The organism is Pseudomonas sp. CROZ-RG-20F-R04-15 (assembly GCF_022662375.1).
Classification (GTDB): Bacteria; Pseudomonadota; Gammaproteobacteria; order Pseudomonadales; family Pseudomonadaceae; genus Aquipseudomonas.
The window spans coordinates 63,292-81,898 of record NZ_JAKNQL010000026.1; the positions used below are offsets into that span (position 1 = coordinate 63,292).

23 protein-coding genes are annotated in these 18,607 nt (G+C 59.7%); 13 read left to right on the forward strand and 10 right to left on the reverse strand.

The features are described from left to right. Window positions 1-14: 14 nt before the first annotated feature. The 4 genes from L8H52_RS26140 to L8H52_RS26155 all read right to left on the reverse strand — a co-directional run bounded on the left by L8H52_RS26140 (window position 15) and on the right by L8H52_RS26155 (window position 4,466). On the reverse strand, window positions 15-653 hold the full coding sequence (locus L8H52_RS26140; RefSeq protein ID WP_242209468.1) for a hypothetical protein: 639 nt from the start codon (window positions 651-653) through the stop codon (window positions 15-17). Window positions 654-702: 49 nt separating this feature from the next. After that, window positions 703-2,421, reverse strand: a complete 1,719-nt coding sequence (locus L8H52_RS26145; RefSeq protein WP_242209469.1) for a hypothetical protein — start codon at window positions 2,419-2,421, stop codon at window positions 703-705. 144 nt (window positions 2,422-2,565) lie between these two features. Beyond that, window positions 2,566-2,895 (reverse strand): EscU/YscU/HrcU family type III secretion system export apparatus switch protein, encoded by a 330-nt coding sequence (locus L8H52_RS26150; protein ID WP_123452755.1) that lies wholly within the window; start codon window positions 2,893-2,895, stop codon window positions 2,566-2,568. Beyond that, window positions 2,892-4,466: a flagellar hook-length control protein FliK gene (locus L8H52_RS26155; RefSeq protein ID WP_242209470.1), complete on the reverse strand. Its 1,575-nt coding sequence runs from the start codon at window positions 4,464-4,466 to the stop codon at window positions 2,892-2,894. Before L8H52_RS26155 ends, L8H52_RS26150 begins: the two co-directional genes overlap by 4 nt. Before the next feature lie 197 nt (window positions 4,467-4,663). Here L8H52_RS26155 and ccmA point away from each other — a divergent pair, with 197 nt between their 5' ends. From ccmA to L8H52_RS26205, 10 genes are all read left to right on the forward strand, one after another. Continuing rightward, window positions 4,664-5,299 (forward strand): cytochrome c biogenesis heme-transporting ATPase CcmA, encoded by a 636-nt coding sequence (ccmA, locus tag L8H52_RS26160; protein ID WP_242209471.1) that lies wholly within the window; start codon window positions 4,664-4,666, stop codon window positions 5,297-5,299. Then, window positions 5,296-5,964 carry a heme exporter protein CcmB gene (ccmB, locus tag L8H52_RS26165; RefSeq protein WP_034151525.1) on the forward strand — a complete coding sequence of 223 codons (669 nt, stop codon included), beginning with the start codon at window positions 5,296-5,298 and terminating at the stop codon, window positions 5,962-5,964. The genes ccmA and ccmB overlap by 4 nt, the downstream gene beginning before the upstream one ends. Before the next feature lie 78 nt (window positions 5,965-6,042). Then, window positions 6,043-6,798, forward strand: a complete 756-nt coding sequence (locus L8H52_RS26170) for a heme ABC transporter permease (protein ID WP_016987487.1) — start codon at window positions 6,043-6,045, stop codon at window positions 6,796-6,798. After that, window positions 6,795-6,971: a heme exporter protein CcmD gene (ccmD, locus tag L8H52_RS26175; RefSeq protein WP_003222944.1), complete on the forward strand. Its 177-nt coding sequence runs from the start codon at window positions 6,795-6,797 to the stop codon at window positions 6,969-6,971. The genes L8H52_RS26170 and ccmD overlap by 4 nt, the downstream gene beginning before the upstream one ends. Next, window positions 6,968-7,423, forward strand: coding sequence for a cytochrome c maturation protein CcmE (gene ccmE, locus L8H52_RS26180; RefSeq protein ID WP_034151526.1), 456 nt, complete (start codon window positions 6,968-6,970; stop codon window positions 7,421-7,423). The genes ccmD and ccmE overlap by 4 nt, the downstream gene beginning before the upstream one ends. 3 nt (window positions 7,424-7,426) lie before the next feature. Then, the gene (locus L8H52_RS26185; protein WP_242209472.1) at window positions 7,427-9,415 is read left to right on the forward strand and encodes a heme lyase CcmF/NrfE family subunit; all 1,989 of its coding nucleotides are present in this window, start codon (window positions 7,427-7,429) and stop codon (window positions 9,413-9,415) included. Further along, window positions 9,412-9,948, forward strand: coding sequence for a DsbE family thiol:disulfide interchange protein (locus L8H52_RS26190; protein ID WP_016987490.1), 537 nt, complete (start codon window positions 9,412-9,414; stop codon window positions 9,946-9,948). Before L8H52_RS26185 ends, L8H52_RS26190 begins: the two co-directional genes overlap by 4 nt. Continuing rightward, window positions 9,945-10,415 carry a cytochrome c-type biogenesis protein gene (locus tag L8H52_RS26195; RefSeq protein ID WP_242209473.1) on the forward strand — a complete coding sequence of 157 codons (471 nt, stop codon included), beginning with the start codon at window positions 9,945-9,947 and terminating at the stop codon, window positions 10,413-10,415. Before L8H52_RS26190 ends, L8H52_RS26195 begins: the two co-directional genes overlap by 4 nt. Next, entirely contained in the window at window positions 10,412-11,614 is a 1,203-nt protein-coding gene (gene ccmI, locus L8H52_RS26200; RefSeq protein ID WP_242209474.1) for a c-type cytochrome biogenesis protein CcmI, read from the forward strand. The genes L8H52_RS26195 and ccmI overlap by 4 nt, the downstream gene beginning before the upstream one ends. Window positions 11,615-11,639: 25 nt before the next feature. Next, complete coding sequence (locus tag L8H52_RS26205) at window positions 11,640-12,044, forward strand: hypothetical protein (RefSeq protein ID WP_158830025.1); 405 nt, start codon at window positions 11,640-11,642, stop codon at window positions 12,042-12,044. A 58-nt stretch (window positions 12,045-12,102) separates the two neighbouring features. Here the strand turns inward: L8H52_RS26205 and L8H52_RS26210 are convergent, their stop codons facing one another. The 5 genes from L8H52_RS26210 to L8H52_RS26230 form a co-directional block, all read right to left on the reverse strand. Beyond that, window positions 12,103-12,420, reverse strand: coding sequence for a hypothetical protein (locus L8H52_RS26210; protein WP_242209475.1), 318 nt, complete (start codon window positions 12,418-12,420; stop codon window positions 12,103-12,105). Between the two features lie 81 nt (window positions 12,421-12,501). After that, on the reverse strand, window positions 12,502-12,969 hold the full coding sequence (locus L8H52_RS26215) for a helix-turn-helix domain-containing protein (protein ID WP_242209476.1): 468 nt from the start codon (window positions 12,967-12,969) through the stop codon (window positions 12,502-12,504). A gap of 83 nt (window positions 12,970-13,052) precedes the next feature. Beyond that, on the reverse strand, window positions 13,053-13,940 hold the full coding sequence (locus L8H52_RS26220; RefSeq protein WP_242209477.1) for a LysR family transcriptional regulator: 888 nt from the start codon (window positions 13,938-13,940) through the stop codon (window positions 13,053-13,055). A 143-nt stretch (window positions 13,941-14,083) separates the two neighbouring features. Beyond that, entirely contained in the window at window positions 14,084-14,803 is a 720-nt protein-coding gene (locus tag L8H52_RS26225) for an SDR family oxidoreductase (RefSeq protein WP_242209478.1), read from the reverse strand. A gap of 25 nt (window positions 14,804-14,828) precedes the next feature. Then, window positions 14,829-15,485 carry a peroxiredoxin-like family protein gene (locus tag L8H52_RS26230; protein ID WP_242209479.1) on the reverse strand — a complete coding sequence of 219 codons (657 nt, stop codon included), beginning with the start codon at window positions 15,483-15,485 and terminating at the stop codon, window positions 14,829-14,831. A 220-nt stretch (window positions 15,486-15,705) separates the two neighbouring features. Here L8H52_RS26230 and L8H52_RS26235 point away from each other — a divergent pair, with 220 nt between their 5' ends. Then, entirely contained in the window at window positions 15,706-15,918 is a 213-nt protein-coding gene (locus L8H52_RS26235; protein WP_242209480.1) for a type II toxin-antitoxin system HicA family toxin, read from the forward strand. Beyond that, window positions 15,918-16,322, forward strand: a complete 405-nt coding sequence (locus L8H52_RS26240; protein ID WP_102900479.1) for a type II toxin-antitoxin system HicB family antitoxin — start codon at window positions 15,918-15,920, stop codon at window positions 16,320-16,322. Before L8H52_RS26235 ends, L8H52_RS26240 begins: the two co-directional genes overlap by 1 nt. A gap of 69 nt (window positions 16,323-16,391) precedes the next feature. On the opposite strand, the gene L8H52_RS26245 is transcribed toward L8H52_RS26240, so the two are convergent. Beyond that, complete coding sequence (locus tag L8H52_RS26245; protein WP_242209481.1) at window positions 16,392-17,579, reverse strand: MFS transporter; 1,188 nt, start codon at window positions 17,577-17,579, stop codon at window positions 16,392-16,394. A 244-nt stretch (window positions 17,580-17,823) separates the two neighbouring features. Here L8H52_RS26245 and L8H52_RS26250 point away from each other — a divergent pair, with 244 nt between their 5' ends. Continuing rightward, window positions 17,824-18,444: a DUF5666 domain-containing protein gene (locus L8H52_RS26250; RefSeq protein WP_242209482.1), complete on the forward strand. Its 621-nt coding sequence runs from the start codon at window positions 17,824-17,826 to the stop codon at window positions 18,442-18,444. The last annotated feature ends 163 nt before the right edge of the window (window positions 18,445-18,607 follow it).

Here is an 18,607-nt window from a genome sequence, read left to right on the forward strand (position 1 = left end):
TTGTCCATGCTTGCTCAAAACGTTACGCGCAGCAGTCGGGAGAACATCAGGTTATCGTCAGAGCCTGATCGATGAAGGCTGTAATTAATCGGGACCTCCCTGCCTTTATTTTCTGAACGCCATTGCTCAGGAATACTGAAGCTCATCGACGAATCGTTCTGGATGGGCAGGCTTTCAGTATCTCGCACGACTACTCCGTGCCATCTGACCCTGACGGTGTAGCCCGGGACCATACTGAGAAATTTCACCGTCACGTTTCTTCTGTCGTTGGAAAGCCTGGGCTTGGGCAGGTCGAACGGTTGCTCAGTTACGAGCAGATCCAGTATTTCCGAATAGATCACCGGCGCACCAGCGCCTGGTCGGACGCTGTAGCTGACTGACGTAACGCTATCGATTGCATCGACAACCTCCAGTATCGGAATTATCAGGTTTTGCGGGGAAGGTTTTGCAACGGTCAATGTCTCGGTTCTAAAGGTATGCCGACCCGAAGCAAGGCATGCTTTTATGGTATGGCCTGCAACCATCCCGGTGTAGTGAGGCACTTGCACATTAATGTATTGCCGGCCGTACACAGTGTTGAAACTCAATTGGTCTGCCGGCGCTTCGAGTACTTTCGGGCGACGCAGATCCCGTGACACTTGTTCAATAGCCATTTTTGACACTCCCTTGCTCAATGATCGCGCAATCGTGAATTGCACGGTTTTACAGCTCCAATCTCAATACCTGCGAGAACTGGCTCTGTTCGTTTGAACCGGTCTGATGAACGCTGTAGTTGATCAGCACGGTTGTGTCTTTGTTTTCCTCCAGCCAATCGGCCGGGATTGAAAATTCCGCAGTGGTATCGGGGTGCATGTTTTTCCATGCTGTTCTGCGTGTGATGGTCCCGCCCCAACGCACTCGTGCCTGGTATCCGGTAGTCATTGCCGGATAGCGCACGGTGACCATGGTTCGATCAGAAGAAATTCTCGGTGGGGGTAATTCGAATGGTTGCGCATCGACTTTCAACTGCAACGGCTCAGCGCGATGCAATGGGCCGTCAATGTAGGTTCGTACTGTGAAATCAACGAGCACGTCACTGCCGATAGCATCCACGACTTCCAGACGCGGCACTGTAAAATCCATTGCACCGACAGTCGTTACTGGCGTGATTGCACTGTCGTAAGTGTTTCGTGCAGAGGCCCAGCGGGCGCGGAGGGTTTGGCCGATGGCCATTCCGGTATAGGATTCGACCCGAATTGTTACATGCCTTGCGTAATAGATATCAGACATCTTCAAACGGTCACCCAACTCGCCGTAGGCTTCCAGAACCTTGGGCGGGCGCAAGCGGATTGTGGTGTTGATGACCAGGGTTTTTGGATCGGACGTCAGGTCGGCGCCTGCACGCGTTACGATCAAGGTGATGGTGATCGTGCTCTGATCGCTTTCGTTTGCCCACATGAGCGGGATCGCAAATTGCAGTGCGCTTGCAGTAAACCTTTGGGCAGCCGTCACGCGTTCGACTCGTCCCTGCCAACGTACTCTTACATCGTCGCCGGCAATCAGGCCCATACCCGAAGCCTCGGCCTGAATGCTGGTAATGAAGGCGGGATCCAGAATCCCGTCCTGCTCACCCGAAACGGTGGGCGCCGGTATCTGGTCAAGGTTGACCAAGGCGGTTGTGGCTATTGCCCAAGGCGCATGAACATGCGGGCGGTTGCCGCAACGATCAATGACCTGATAAGTGATTGCATGCTTCCCATTGCCCGCGCGCCTGATCAATTGTTCATCGAACATCAACGTGATCGGATGATTGCGCGAATCACTGATCTGCTCGGCTGTGACGGGATAATGGATGACCTGCTCATCGCCCAATTTTGCAACGATGCGGTCGAAGATGGTCATGTTCTCGTAGGGCTCGACAAGCATCGTAATGCCTTGCTTTGCCATTTCACCATCTACTCCCCCGGTAATATCCGGAGAAAGGCTATACCGCAGACCTGGATGGCCAAGCGGTTCAGGATTGTCGAGGACGCCGCCCGGTAATGTGCGTTTGATCAGCACGTTGAGCTTGAGAGAATCACTGTCATTGCCGCTCGGCGGCACGATTCGATAGAAAACCGGAAATGCGCGCCCGTCCAGAATCTGGCTCGCTGGTAAATGAAACCGCAGAGGCTCAGTCAGTTTTTCGGGCGTGTCGACAATTTCAGAGAGTACGTGGGACGTAGGGTCATTCCAGTAAAGCAGGCACTTCTGGTCGAGCGCATTACCGAGCCAGGGATCAACGGTAATGAGCAAGTCGCTTTTAAGACCTTCAACGCCAATGCCGCCATCGTAGCCCTCGTCTCCGTCGATGGGCTTGATCATTGCGGGAATGTAAGGTGGGTAGAGGGTCAGCGTTTTGCTGTCCTCGGAGCTATCGTCACAGGTCCGATCCTTGGTCATCGGAGCATTCCTTCAAAAAGGCGCAACGATCAGGCTGATGTGCGCGGTCCTTCTATCTGGCGACGGCTGCAACCTGGTGCGCAACTGTCAGATCTGACAGTCGCGATGAACGGTAGGAAATTGCTTGTTGCTGATTCCGACAAATCAGTAGTCATCCCCACGATCGGTGACATCCTTCTCGACCATTGGCGCATTCGGGTCTTGCCCCTCGGGGAATTTGCCCTTCAGATTCCACGCAAACGCGATGATCTCGGCAATGGTGCGATACAGCTCCTCGGGGATGCTGTCGCCCAATTCCATGCGCGCGAGCAAGCGCACCAGCTCGGCGTTTTCGTAGATAGGCACTTCGCAATCGCGAGCGATGCGCAGGATTTCTTCGGCCAGTTCCTCATCACCTTTGGCGGTGAGGGTCGGGGCGTGGTTGCCGTCGTATTTGAGGGCGATGGCCTGGCGTGGGGCAGTGGAATCGTTCATGCGGTTTCGTCGACCCAGCGGTGTTCGAGACGGGTTTGGTTGCCTTGCGGCGGGGTGCCGAGGTGGCAGTCGATGTCGCCGACGTTGAGCCCGCGATCAAGCAGGCGCTGGCGCAGGGCGAACAGGTTGTTGCCGATCAGGTCAGCGGTGTACGGCCGTTCGGCCCACAGCTGGCTGGACAGGCTGCCGGCGATCAACTGTGCCTGAATCTGCATCGGCCCGAGCGGTTCCATGTCGAACGCCAGATCGACGCGCCACAGTTGCTGCTTGGGCTCGCGCTCGTCGCGGCGTTCGTTGGGTTGCGGCTCTCGTTCCGGCGCTTCTTCACGCTGAAACTTGACCTGTAGCGGCACGATGTCCTGCAGGTTGCGCATGGGGATTTCCAGTTGCCAGGTGCTGAGCAGGCGCCCGTCGTCGGTGACGCCGGTCTGTTCCAGGCTCGACAGTTGATGGCTTTGCAGGCGCGAAACCGCAGCAGCGGCGAGGCGCAGCAACTGTTCCAGATCGCCTTCGCCTTCCAGACTTTGCAGCAAGCGGTCGGGCAGCGGGAAACTGCTTGGCAGCGGTTTGGCGCTGACCTGGCCAAGCATGCCGAGCGCATTACGGACGAAGCTTGGCAGCGCTTGCGCCAAGGTGTTGGCGGCGATGATCGCGTTGAAGCTGGTGCTGCTCGGCAGGCCCGGGGTCAGTTGTGCGATCAGCTTGAGCAGGTCGGCCTTCATGTCCGGGGCCAGCGTCGGGTTCTGTCCGCTCAGCAGTTTGGCTTCGAGGAACACGCCGCTATTGGCCAAGGCCAGCGCCACGCCTTTGGCGGTACTCAGTTGCTGTACGTCCGGGAGGCTGGCGAGCAATTTGTCGACCGCCGCGCGCAAATCTGCAGAGGTCGAATCATCGGCTGGCGGCAGATTCTGTAGTGCATTCAACAGCCCGCTGAGCGAAGCCTGGCGACTTTGCTGGCCAACCAGTTGCTGACTCACCGCCAGTTGTTCCTGACGACTGCTCATCGGCAGGAATTTCAGGGTTTGTGCATCTTCCACCAACGCCGAAAGCAGGGTGCCGATGCGCAGCGGTTGCGGGCTGTCGATGGTCAGTGTGCTGCCGCTCTGCGCAGTGTTGAGCAAGCTGACCAACGAGCGGAACACCGCTGCCTGCCCAAGCGTCTGCGGCAGCGCCTGCGAGGTCAGCACTTTGCCTTGCAGCAGCGTGCCGACCGGCAATTGCGTGGTGTCGATGCGGGTGAGGGCGGCGACGCTGCTGGCGATGGCTTGCTGCACGGTAATCGCCAGGTTGCCCGCCGAGGGCTGGGTGATCGCCAGACTGGTGCCTTGCGGCAACGGCAGGTTGCTGGTCGCTTGCACGGTGGTCTGGCGGCCGCCGTCGACGGTCACCTTGAGCAATAACTGAAAAGTCTGATCCGCCTGCTTGAGCGACAACACCTCGGCCTTGGCGCTTTGCCCGGCGGCAATCAGGCCTTCGACCGGGGTCAGCAGCTTGAGCAGCTCACCGACCTGCGGGCGAACGGTCGCCGGGGTCGTGGGCGGGAGCGGGAGGATGTTCATTTCGCCTGTCATACGCGGACACAACCTGAGGAAAATGCACTCTTGAGAGTAAGGCACGACATGTATAATGCCGCCCGTCTTGCGCTTCGAATAAAAAACATAGCAATTGTTTGACCCAGCTCTCTGGATCGAGCCGTCATTGCATCTATGCTGCATCTCTTTAACGGCCGCGCCAGAGCCGACTTGAACCGTATAAGGCCCGTGATCCCTTGACCAGTCCTGTCCTGCAAACCGTTGCCCTCGCGTGTGAACGTGATCTGCGGCTGCTCTTCGAAAATCTCGAATTGAGACTCGCCAGTGGCGATATGGTGCAGATCAGCGGTCCCAACGGCAGCGGTAAAACCAGCCTGTTACGTTTGCTGTCCGGGCTGATGCAGCCGACCGACGGGCAAGTCCTGCTCAATGGCCAGCCGCTGACCGAACAGCGCAGCGAACTCGCCCGCAACCTGCTGTGGATCGGCCACGCCGCCGGGATCAAGGATCTGCTGACCCCGGAAGAGAACCTGTCGTGGCTCTGCGCGCTGCATCATCCCGCTGAACGCGAGGCCATCTGGCAAGCGCTGGCAGCTGTAGGATTGCGCGGTTTCGAAGATGTTCCCTGCCACAGCCTGTCCGCCGGTCAGCAGCGCCGCGTGGCGCTGGCACGCCTGTATCTGGCCAGCCCGCCGTTGTGGATTCTCGATGAGCCGTTCACCGCGCTGGACAAGCAAGGCGTGGCGCAGCTCGAAGAACATCTGGCCGGGCACTGCGAGCGCGGCGGTCTGGTGGTGTTGACCACGCACCACACGCTGAGCCGGATGCCGGCCGGTTATCGCGACATCGATCTGGGGAACTGGGCAGTATGAGTGTGTTTGGCCTGCTGGTTGCCCGTGAATCCCGATTGCTGTTTCGCCGCCCGGCGGAGTTGGCCAATCCACTGATTTTCTTCGCCATCGTCATCGCTTTGTTCCCGCTGGCCGTCGGCCCGGAAACTCAAGTGTTGCAAAACCTGTCCCCGGGGTTAGTCTGGGTGGCGGCGCTGTTGTCGGTCCTGCTCTCGCTGGACGGGCTTTTCCGCAGTGATTTCGAAGATGGCTCGCTGGAACAGTGGGTCCTTTCGTCGCACCCGCTACCACTTCTGGTATTGGCCAAGGTGCTGGCACACTGGCTTTTCTCCGGCCTGGCACTGGTTTTGCTCTCACCGTTGCTGGCGTTGATGCTCGGTTTGCCTGTCGCCTGCCTGCCGGTTTTGTTGCTTTCGTTGCTGTTGGGCACACCGGTACTGAGCTTGCTCGGCGCGGTGGGCGCGGCACTGACGGTCGGTTTGAAACGCGGCGGCCTGTTGCTGGCGCTGCTGATTCTGCCGTTGTACATCCCGGTGTTGATCCTCGGCAGTGGCGCCTTGCAGGCAGCCCTCCAAGGCATGCCGGCGACCGGGTATCTGCTGTGGCTTGGTAGCCTGACCGCCCTGGCGATCACCCTGACACCTTTTGCAATAGCTGCTGGCCTGAAGATCAGCGTCGGCGAATAATGAGGTCTGGTTAAAATTTAACCAGCAAAGACCCTGAGACTGCTCACACCGATGAGCGGCACCCGTGATGGAAACAGTATGAACTGGACCTGGTTTCACAAGCTCGGCTCGCCCAAGTGGTTCTACGGCATCAGCAGCAAGTTTCTGCCGTGGTTGAGCATCGCAGCGTTGCTGTTGATTGGCGTCGGTGTCGTTTGGGGCCTGGCCTTTGCGCCGCCGGATTATCAGCAAGGCAACAGCTTTCGCATCATCTACATTCACGTACCTGCTGCGATGCTCGCTCAGTCGATCTACGTGATGCTGGCGGTGTGCGGTGTGGTCGGGCTGGTGTGGAAGATGAAACTGGCCGACGTCGCCCTGCAATGCGCCGCGCCGATCGGTGCGTGGATGACCGCCGTGGCGCTGGTCACCGGGGCGATCTGGGGCAAACCGACGTGGGGCTCGTGGTGGGTCTGGGACGCGCGCCTGACCTCGATGCTGATTCTGCTGTTCCTGTATTTCGGCGTGATCGCGCTGGGCAATGCCATCAGCAACCGCGACAGCGCCGCCAAGGCCTGCGCGGTGCTGGCCATCGTCGGCGTGATCAACATCCCGATCATCAAATACTCGGTGGAGTGGTGGAACACCCTGCACCAGGGCGCGACCTTCACCCTCACGGAAAAACCGGCGATGCCGGCGGAAATGTGGCTGCCGCTGTTGCTGACGGTGCTGGGTTTCTACTGTTTCTTCGGCGCCGTGCTGTTGCTGCGCATGCGTCTTGAAGTGCTCAAGCGCGAAGCCCGCGCCAGTTGGGTGAAGGAAGAAGTGCAGCACAGTCTGGAGGCCGCTCGATGAGTTTTGCTTCATTCGGCGACTTCCTCGCCATGGGCCATCATGGCCTGTATGTCTGGTCGGCCTACGGCATCTGTCTGGCGGTGCTGATCCTCAACGTGGTGGCGCCGATTGCGGCCCGCAAGCGCTATCTGCAACAAGAGGCGCGTCGTCTGCGCCGGGAGAACGGCAAGTGAATCCGCTGCGCAAGAAACGTCTGATCATCATTCTGGCCATTCTGGTCGGGGTCGGCGCTGCCGTCGGCCTGGCCTTGAGCGCCCTGCAGCAGAACATCAATCTGTTCTATACGCCGACCCAGATCGCCAACGGTGAAGCGCCGCAAGATACGCGGATCCGTGCCGGTGGCATGGTCGAGAAGGGTTCGCTGCAACGTTCGCCGGATTCGCTCGACGTCAAATTCGTCGTCACCGACTTCAACAAATCCGTGACCATCGCCTATCGCGGCATTCTTCCGGATCTGTTCCGCGAAGGGCAGGGCATCGTCGCCCTCGGCAAGCTCAACGCTGACGGCGTGGTCGTCGCCGATGAAGTGCTGGCCAAGCACGACGAGAAGTACATGCCTCCGGAAGTGACCAAAGCCTTGAAAGACAGCGGTCAGTCCGCACCAACACCTGCGAAGGAGGGTTGATCGATGACATCGGCAATTTTTATTCCTGAGCTCGGTCATCTGGCGATGATTCTGGCGCTGTGTTTTGCGCTGGTGCAGGCGGTGGTGCCATTGGTTGGTGCCTGGCGCGGTGATCGTTTCTGGATGAGTCTGGCCCAGCCCGCCGCATGGGGGCAGTTTGCTTTTCTGCTGTTCGCGTTCGGCATTTTGACCTACGCGTTCATGACCGATGACTTCTCCGTCGCGTATGTGGCGAACAACTCCAACACCGCTTTGCCGTGGTATTACAAATTCAGCGCGGTGTGGGGCGCTCACGAAGGTTCGTTGCTGCTGTGGGCCCTGATCCTCGGTGGCTGGACCTTCGCCGTGTCGGTGTTCTCCCGGCAGTTGCCGCAGGTGATGCTCGCCCGCGTTCTGGCGGTGATGGGCATGATCAGCACCGGTTTCCTGCTGTTTCTGATCCTCACGTCCAACCCCTTCAAACGCATCCTGCCGCAAATGCCGAGCAATGGCGCTGACCTCAACCCCTTGCTGCAAGACATCGGCCTGATCGTTCACCCGCCGATGTTGTACATGGGCTACGTCGGCTTTTCGGTGGCGTTCGCCTTCGCCATCGCGGCGTTGATGGGCGGTCGTCTTGATGCCGCGTGGGCACGCTGGTCGCGGCCATGGACCATCGTCGCCTGGGCCTTCCTCGGCATCGGCATCACCCTCGGTTCGTGGTGGGCGTACTACGAACTCGGCTGGGGCGGCTGGTGGTTCTGGGACCCGGTGGAAAACGCTTCATTCATGCCTTGGCTGGTCGGCACCGCGCTGATCCACTCGCTGGCGGTCACGGAAAAACGTGGCGTGTTCAAGAGCTGGACGGTGCTGCTGGCGATTGCCGCGTTTTCGCTGAGCCTGCTCGGTACGTTCCTCGTACGTTCCGGCGTACTGACTTCGGTGCACGCGTTTGCCTCCGATCCTGAGCGCGGCGTGTTCATCCTGATCTTCCTTTTGTTCGTCGTGGGTGGCTCGTTGACGTTGTTCGCCCTGCGCGCGCCGGTGGTGAAGAGTCAGGTCGGTTTCAACCTGTGGTCGCGGGAAACCCTGCTGCTGGGCAACAACCTGGTGCTGGTCGTCGCCGCGTCGATGATTCTGCTCGGCACGCTGTACCCGCTGATTCTCGATGCCCTGAGCGGCGCGAAAATGTCGGTCGGTCCGCCGTACTTCAACGCGCTGTTCATTCCGTTGATGGCGCTGCTGATGATGGTCATGGCGGTCGGGGTGATCGTCCGTTGGAAGGACACACCAGTGAAATGGCTGGGCAGCATGCTCACGCCAGTGCTGCTCGGAAGCGTTGCGCTGGCCGTGGTGGCCGGTATCGCTTACGGCGATTTCAACTGGGCGGTGATCGCGACCTTCCTGCTCGCCGCGTGGGTGTTGCTCGCCGGTGCGCGCGACATCGTCGACAAGACCCGCCATAAGGGCCTGATCAAAGGCCTGCCGACGCTGACCCGCAGTTATTGGGGCATGCAGATCGCTCACCTCGGTATCGCCGTGTGCGCCTTGGGCGTGGTGTTGTCGAGCCAGAACAGTGCCGAACGCGACTTGCGTCTGGCGCCAGGCGAGTCGATGGACCTGGCCGGTTATCACTTCATCTTCGAAGGCGCCAAGCACTTCGAAGGACCGAACTTCACCTCCGACAAGGGCACCATTCGGGTGATCCGCGACGGCAAGGAAATCAGCGTGCTGCACCCGGAAAAACGTCTGTACACCGTGCAAAGTTCGATGATGACCGAAGCCGGCATCGACGCCGGTTTCACCCGTGACCTTTACGTCGCCCTCGGCGAACCGCTGGAAAATGGCGCGTGGGCCGTGCGCGTGCACGTAAAACCGTTCGTGCGCTGGATCTGGTTTGGCGGTCTGCTCACGGGTTTCGGTGGTTTGCTCGCGGCGTTGGATCGACGATATCGGGTCAAGGTGAAAGCCAAGGTGCGTGAAGCGCTGGGCATGACGGGAGCGGCTGCATGAGACGTTGGTTGATGCTGGTGCCATTGGCGATTTTCCTGCTGGTGGCGGTGTTTCTTTATCGCGGTTTGTATCTCGATCCGGCGGAGCTGCCGTCGGCGATGATCAACAAGCCATTCCCGGAGTTTTCCCTGCCGAACGTGCAGGGTGACAAGAGCCTGACCAAGGCTGACATTCTTGGTAAACCGGCACTGGTCAACGTCTGGGGTACCTGGTGCATTTCCTGCCGGGTCGAACATCCGGTACTGAACAAACTGGCCGAGCGCGGCGTGGTGATCTACGGCATCAACTACAAGGACACCAACGCCGATGCCTTGAAGTGGCTGGCCGAATTCCACAATCCGTATGTGCTGGATATTCGCGACGACGAAGGCTCGTTGGGCCTGAACCTCGGTGTCTACGGCGCGCCGGAAACCTTCTTCATCGACGCCAAGGGCATCATCCGCGACAAGTACGTCGGCGTGATTGACGAACAAGTCTGGCGCGAAAAACTCGCCGCCAAGTACCAGGCGCTGGTCGATGAGGCCAAGCCATGAAGCGTTTTTTAGCCGCTGTGGTATTGGGCTTGAGTCTGGCCGGTGTCGCCCATGCCGCCATCGATACGTATGAGTTCGCCAAAGAAGCTGATCGCGAGCGTTTCCGCGAACTGACCAAGGAACTGCGCTGCCCCAAGTGCCAGAACCAGGACATCGCCGACTCCAACGCACCGATTGCCGCTGACCTGCGCAAAGAGATTTTCCGCATGCTCGGCGAGGGTAAGGACAACCAGCAGATCATCGACTTCATGGTCGATCGCTACGGTGATTTCGTCCGCTACAAACCGGCGCTCAATGCCAAGACCGCACTGCTGTGGTTCGGCCCGGCCGGCCTGCTGCTCGGTGGTTTGGTGGTGATCGCGGTGATCGTCCGCCGTCGTCGCGGCCAGCGCGCCGAAACTCCGCAAGCGCTGTCCAGCGAAGAGCGTCAGCGCCTCGACCAACTGTTGGATAAAAACCAAGAATGATTGATTTCTGGCTTGCCGCAGGGCTGTTGCTTCTGGTCGCCCTGAGTTTTCTGCTGATCCCGGTTTTGCGCGAACGTCGCGCCCAGCGTGAAGAGGATCGTACGGCCCTCAACGTTGCGCTGTATCAGGAGCGTGTCGCCGAGTTGCAAGCGCAACAGGCCGAAGGCGTGCTCGACGCCGCGCAAATGGACAGCGGCCGTGCCGAAGCAGCACGTGAATTGCTGGCGGATACCGAGGGTGTCAGCGCGCCACGGGTTTCCCGACTGGGCAAACCGTTGCCGCTGTTGGCGGCGGTGCTGGTGCCGGTGTTGGGCTTGGGTCTGTACATGCATTTCGGCGCTGCCGACAAAGTCGAGCTGACCCGCGAATTCGCCCAGGCGCCGCAGTCGATGGAAGAGATGACCCAGCGTCTGGAGCGTGCCGTCGCGGCACAACCGGATTCTGCAGAAGGCCTGTATTTCCTTGGCCGCACCTACATGGCTCAGGAACGTCCGGCGGACGCGGCGAAGATGTTCGAACGCGCGGCCAATCTTGCCGGTCGCCAGCCGGAGCTGCTCGGCCAGTGGGCGCAGGCGCAGTACTTTGCGGATGGAAAGAAATGGTCGGCGAAGATACAGGCGCTGACCGACGAAGCGCTGAAGGCTGATCCGAAAGAAGTCACCAGCCTCGGTCTGCTCGGTATCGCCGCGTTCGAAGGCGAGCGTTATCAGGAAGCCATCGACTACTGGAACCGTCTGCTGGCGCAACTGCCACCGGAAGATAACTCCCGCGCCGCGTTGCAAGGCGGGATCAAGCGCGCCGCCGAGCGTCTGGAGGCCAGCGGCGGCAAGGTCGCTGAGGCACCGGTCGCCGCGAAAGCCGCGCTGTTGAAAGTCAGCGTCGATCTTTCCAGCGAACTCAGAAGCAAAGTGCAACCGGGCGATAGCGTGTTCATCTTTGCCCGCGCGACTTCCGGCCCGCCGGCACCGCTGGCCGCCAAGCGTCTGACCGTGGCCGATCTACCGGTGACCGTCGAACTGGGCGATGCCGACGCGATGATGCCGCAGTTGAAACTGTCGAACTTCCCTGAAGTCCAACTGGTTGCGCGCATCTCACGCGCCGGCCAACCGACTGCCGGCGAGTGGGTCGGTCGCAGCGGCCCTCTGGCCAGCAGCACCACTGCGCTACAAAAACTGACCATCGACAGCCCGGACAAATAGCCGGACACAACAGGAAAGCACCGCCATGCACACCATCGCCCGAATCACAGTCCTCACACTGGCCCTGGGCTTGAGTGCATGTGCGGTGCAACGCCCGGAACCGACCACCAATCTGCCGCCGATCCCGCCGTCGCAACCCAGCCCGACCCCGTCGACTTCACCGACCCCGGGCAAAAGCATCCCGGCAAAACCGGCCAAACCGGTCCCGCGCACCTCGGCCAGCTTCGCCCCGCCACCGGGCGGCAACAGCCACTGGGATCAGAAACTCGGTGTCTACGTCCTCGACGACCAGACCAACACCTTCTACCGCCAGCGCACCTACTACCGCTGGAACAACGGCTGGAGCCGCTCGATCAGCCCGAACGGCCCGTGGGAAGACACCAACATCCACGGCGTGCCACCGGGACTGGGCAAGCAGTTTGGGCAGTAAATGACAACGGCGATCTTCGGATCGCCGTTTTGTTGTCTGTCGTTTGCATGAAGTGCTTTCAGAGCATGGCGCGATACGCACTGAGTGCTTGAACTGATTGAGTCAGCCCTTGGCGCTGCAGCAGATCTAAAAACAATTCAATGTCCATCGTGGGGGCTTTCAGCTGTTTGCGCTGACGCTGTGCGGCCGCGACAACGGCTGCCGAATCCAGATGAAACAGGTTTTCGACGAACTCGTCCGGATGTTGCGCCTCAATACCGAAAGGGGCGAGGTGTTTGTCGGGAAAATCTTTCAAATTAAACGTCACTCGTTTCCATTCGCCGTGAATCGCCTTGGTCCATCGTGCCCGAAATCGCCCTGAGAGGGCTAACCACATCAAAAAGTCTCTCAATGGGGCTGGGTACAAAACACATGCATCGGCTCTTTATTGGCGAGGCAGCCGTGAAAGAGGAATGCCTCACTCGTAACCTGCCCTTAACGCTTGTGCCTGCTCTGCGAGAAGCGCCATTGCCTGCTCGCTGGCGGTGTCACGCCGGGCTTTATAGTCCATCAAATCGGCAAAGCGCACACGTCGGTGCTTGCCGATTTTACGGTAGGAAATCTCGCCGCTTTCCAGCAGCTTTATCAGGTGCGGGCGTGAGACGTTGAGCAGGTCGGCGGCTTCCTGGGTGGTCAGTTCGGCATGAATCGGTACAACCTTTACGGCGTTGCCTTCTGCCAGCGCTGCGAGAATATCGACGAGAAGGCGTAAGGCCGAGGTAGGCAATTCGACACTGTGGGCTTCATTCTGCTTATCGAAAATCTGGATGTGCTGGGTTTCGAATTGCGTCGTGAGGTAAGCGGCCAAAGTGCGCTGGCCTTCGATGGCGGCTTTGACTTCGCGTTCTACGGGCAGGGTGATGAAGGGATGGATAACGATCGACATGGTGTTGTTCCAGCATTCTGAAAAGGGAATGCCGGGACGTTATTCGAATTAAACGAAAATCGCAATAAACGAAACACCTCGCATTAATGCTCGCTTACCAGAAGCCCCTGCACATACTCAACAAAAGCCCGCGCCTTGGCGCTGGCCATTCTCCCCGTCGGAAACACCGCCCATAGATCCAGATCGGGAAGTGTCCAGTCGGGCATAACGGTTTTCACCGCGCCGCTGGCCAGTTCCGGGGCGAACATCCATTCGGAAGCCAGGGTCAGTCCCTGATCGGCCAGTACGGCTTCGCGTACACCTTCGGCCGCGCTGACGCGCAGGCGTCCGCTGATGATCACGGATTGTTTTTCCAAGCCTTTGGTGAACTCCCAGGTGGTGCCGCCGCCGAGGTTGTAGACGACCGCCTGGTGTTTACTCAATTCGGCGGGGCAGGTGGGCTCGCCGTATTTGGCAAAGTACGCCGGCGTGCCGAGGACCACGCGGCGGCAGTCGGCGATCTTGCGTGCGGTCAGGCCCGAATCGGTGAGCGCGCCCATGCGTAGGGCCACGTCGATACCTTCTTCGACCAGATTGATGTTGCGGTCGTCGAGCATCAGGTCGATGTTCAGTTGCGGGTGCTGATCGAGGAAGGCCCCCAGTTGCGGCACTATATGCAGGCGGCCGAAGGTCACGGCGGCGCTGATGCGCAGATTGCCGCTCAGCCCGCTGGCGGTGCCGCGCGCAGCGTTGTCGGCCTCGTCGGCTTCTTCGAGAGCGCGTTTGGCTCGTTCGAAGAAGGCGAAACCGGCTTCAGTCGGAGTCAGGCCTCGGGTCGAGCGCAGGAGCAGGCTGACGGCCAGGCGTTTTTCCAGATGCGCGATGGTTTTCGATACGGCGGGCTGACCGATGTTCAGGCGCCGGGCGGCGGCGGAAAACGAGCCGGTTTCGACGACGCAGACGAAGGTTTCCATGGCAGCGAGGCGGTCCATCAATGCTCCTGTAAAAGTCTGGAAGTTATCGTGGAACCCTGTGGGAGCGAGCCTGCTCGCGAAAGCGCTATCAGCAACATCAATGTGTCTGACCTACCGTATTCGCGAGCAGGCTCGCTCCCACAGGGGATTCGGTGTGTTGATCAGAACCCGGCTTTACCGACCGAGGCACCGCCATCGACAAACAGGGTTTGCCCGGTGATGAAGCCGCTCTGCTCCGAAAGCAGAAACGCAATCGCCGACGCAATCTCCTCCGGCTGCCCAAGCCGTCCCATCGGCACCCCGGCCAGATAGCGCGCCTCTCCCTCGCTGCCCGGCGGATTGTTGGCGCGAAACAACTCCGTCTCGGTCGGCCCCGGTGCCACCGCGTTCACGGTGATCCCGGTCTGCGCCAGTTCCAGCGCCCACGAGCGGGTGAAGCTGACCAACGCCGCTTTCGCCGCTGCATACGCCGTGCGCTGGGTGATGCCCAACACCGTCAGGCTGGAAATATTCACCACCCGACCCCAACCCCGCGTACGCATCCCCGGCAGCAGCGCCTGAGTCGCCTGCAACGCGGAATGCAGATTCAGCCGCATCACGTCGTCGAAGGCATCCAGATCGATATCGCCCAACGCCTGCGGTCGCACCAGCCCGACGTTGTTCACCAACCCGTCGAACTCATACGTGCGCGCCAGCTCCGTCAGCACTTCGCCGGTCAGCTTGCGATCGCTCAGGTCCAGCGGAAACAGGATGCCCGGAAAGCTCAAGTCCGGCTGGCGAGCAATCCCCACCACGCGATGCCCGGCGCGGTCCAGGTGTTCGGCCAGCGCCCGGCCAATGCCTTTGCTGGCGCCGGTGATGAGGAAAGTACGTCGGGTCATGGCAACTCCTGGGCTTTCAATCGGATCAGCCACGCAATGCATCCAGCATCGCTTCAGGCTCGGGACGCTGAGTGTAATCCGGGTTGACCTCGGCGTAACGAATCACGCCATCCTGACCGATCACATAACGTGCCGGCATCGGCAAGGTCCAGGCTGGATCGTCGTTGAAGGTCGGCAGGTCGTTGCGCAGATTCTTGTACCGCTCGATCAAATAGTCTGGCAGTTCGAAGCGCAACCCGAAGGCCGCCGCGACGTCATTGCGCGGGTCGCTGAGGATCGGGAATTGCAGTTCATTGATGCGCTGCGACTTGCGACTGTTGGCGGCGATCTGCGGTGAAATCGCCAAAAGGCTCGCCCCGTTGTTCTCAATCTCAGGCAGAAACGCCTGCAATGCTTGCAGCTCCATGTTGCAGTACGGACACCAGACGCCACGATAAAACGTCAGCACCAAGGGCCCTTGTGCCAGCCGATCAGCGGACGAGAGCGGATGCCCCTCAGGATCTTTGAGGGTGAAAAGCGGTGCGATGTCGCCGACCTTCAAGGCACGAGCGGCGGCGCCGGAGGCAATCAGTTCGGCGGTGGCGCGCTCCATCACCGGGTGGATGTCGGCCGGGGCGTTGTACGGTGGTTTGCCGGCCTTGAAGTCGGCTTTGAAGGCATCGAGTTTTGCTTGCAGGGTCATGGTCGAAAGTCCTGAAGAAACGCCGGTAGTGGCTGGGTTCAAGAGTGACCTTCAGACGCGCGCGGGGGAACGCCGGTGCGGGGCATAGCATTCATGCTCGGGGGGAATGAATGAAAACTCACACTCTGCAAAACAACCGGACGTCGCTTTGCGGTTTTCTGTGCTTGAGTAAAGATAACTCTAGGGTTATTTTTAAAAGGCCAGGCCAAGGAGGCGATTGGTGCAAAGCAGGCAATTGATCAAGGAGCTGGAGGAGGCTGGCTGGGTGCTGGATCGGATCACCGGCAGTCATCACATCTTCACTCACCGATACAACCCGTACACGATTCCCGTCCCTCACCCGAAAAAGGATTTGCCACTGGGGACGGTCAAAAGCATCAGGAGGCGTGCCGGGTTGTACAACCCGTCAGCCAGTTACCAAGGAGATCCATAATGCAATATCCAATCTGCATCGAATGGGGTGACGAAAATACCGCCATCGGTATTCAGATCCCCGATATTCCCGGCGCCGTGACAGCAGGGGATAGTTTCGAAGAGGCCTACAACGCTGCCGTTGAAATCGCCCACATCATGTTGCAGGAAATTGTGGCGAGCGCAGAGGCGATCCCTATGCCCACTTCTGCAGCGGCGCATCGCAACAATCCGGAATTTGCCGATATGGGCTGGGGCATGCTGGAGCTGGATATTTCGCCTTATCTCGGCAAGACCGAAAAGGTCAACGTGACGCTGCCTGGCTATGTGATTCAGCGAATCGACCGTTATGTGCGCGAGCACAACGTCAAAAGCCGCTCCTCCTTTCTGGCGGATGCGGCGATGGAAAAACTGGTTCGATATTAAGCCTCATCGCTCCCCCAGGCTAAATGAATAACCTGTTGGAGCGAGCCTGCTCGCGAAGCTTTTGCCACCTTACGCCGTTGCCAATGAACCACGCTGCGAAGCACTCAAAAACCGCAACAACGCCAACAGCGGGAACGCACTCCCCACAATCACGATCCACAACCAGCCGCCATGCTCGTACACCGCACTGGCCACCGACGAGCCGAAGGCGCCGCCGATAAAGATGCTGGTCATGTACAGCGCGTTCAGACGACCACGGCTTTTCGCGTCCAGCGAATACACCGCGCGCTGGCCGAGGACCATGTTCATCTGCACGCAGAAGTCGAGCACCACGCCGGTCACGGCCAGGCCGATGACGCTGTAGGCGGGGTGAATGAACGCCGGCAGGAAGCTCAGGCTGGCGAATATCATCGCCAGTAGCGAAGCGATGCGGGTGTGGCCAGCGTCAGCCAGACGTCCGCTGATCGGCGCGGCGATGGCACCGATGGCACCGACCAACGCAAAGATCGCGATCTCGCTCTGCGACAGGCCATGGTTACGCGCCAGTTCCAGCGGCACAGCAGTCCAGAACAGGCTGAAGGTAGCGAACATGCAGCCCTGATAAAACGCACGCTGACGCAGTACCGGTTGCTGACGCAAGAGTGTCCACAGCGAACCGATCAGTTGGCCATACGTGGCGCTGTGATCAGGCTGACGCTTGGGCACGGTCAGTGCCAGCACCACGCTGATCGCCGCCATCAGTGCTGCGGCAATCATGAACATCGCGCGCCAGCCCAAATGGTCGGCCACCACGCTCGACACCGGCCGCGCCAGCAAAATGCCCAGCAGCAAGCCGCCCATGATCCCGCCGACCACCCGGCCACGGGATTCTTCCGGCGCCAGGTGTGCGGCCAAAGGAATCAGAATCTGCACCGACACCGAACTGAAGCCCACCAGCAACGAGATCAGCAGGAACACGTTCGGCTGATCGGTAAACGCCGCCGCCAGCAGGCTGGCAATCGCCACCACCGTGGTGATGATCATCAACCGGCGGTTCTCCAGCAGATCGCCCAGCGGCACCAGAAAGAACAGGCCCAGCGCATAGCCAATCTGCGTCAGCGAGACGATGAAACTGGCCATGGTGTCGGAGAGGCCGATGTCCGGCGCGATCAGGCCGATGATTGGCTGCGCGTAGTAGATGTTGGCAACGATGGCGCCGCAGCAGAAGGCGAACAGCAGCACCATGCCTCGGGTCATTGCGTGAGTGGTGGTGGTCATAAGGTTTCTCGATCCAGCGAAAGGGGGATGCGGTGAGGCTAAGGATTAATCCGCATGGGCAGAAGGCGCCAGCGGTTGATATCAGCTATTCCGTTGCGGAATGACTGGCGGCTATCAGCCTGTTGTCCATCGGCGGACCTTGCGTCCGACCGTTGCGGGTCGATGATACATTCACTTACATCCTGTTCGATAGCGTACTTATGTTTGCATCGGCTTGTTCAACATTGATGACCGGAGGATTGCAATGTTTCGTCAGCAGCTTCGCCACACCGCAACAATTGTCTTCATCAGCCTGCTGGGCGCGATGAGCGTGCAGGCCGCCGATGCTCCGGGGATGCGCATTGGCGTGCGCGGCGAGATCACCGGGGTCAGTACCGACAGCCTGAAAGTCCACGTCAACAGCGGCGAGAACGTGGTGATCCAGTTGACTGGTGAAACCAAAGTTCGCGCGGTCACCCTGGCCAATATCGAGGACATCAAACCCGGCAGCTACATCGGTTCGGCGGCGATGCCGCAAGAGGATGGCACGCTCAAGGCGCTGGAGGTGCATGTGTTCCCGCCGGAGCTGGCCGGCAGTGGCGATGGTCATCGGCCGTTCGATCTGGCCAAGGGCAGCAGCATGACCAATGGCAGCGTCGGCGATCTGGTGGTGAGCAATGGCCGGGTGCTGACGGTGAACTACAAGGGCGGGCAGCAGAAGATTCTGGTGCCGGAGGATGTGCCGATCGTCAATTTGATGCCGGGGGATCGGAGTTTGCTGACGGTTGGGGTGAAGATTGTGACGTTCGTCACGCAGAGTGCGGATGGCACGCTGACGGCGCAGTCGATTTCTGCCGGCAAAGACGGCGTTACCCCACCGATGTAAAAGCCCCTCACCCTAACCCTCTCCCGGAGGGAGAGGGGACTGATTGGGGGATGCTTCAGAGGTACACCGACCTGAACTTGCTTCAGTGAATCCATAATCGACTCGATATTTCAGGTCGATGTCTGACGCCAGACACCTCGGTCGGCCCCCTCTCCCTCTGGGA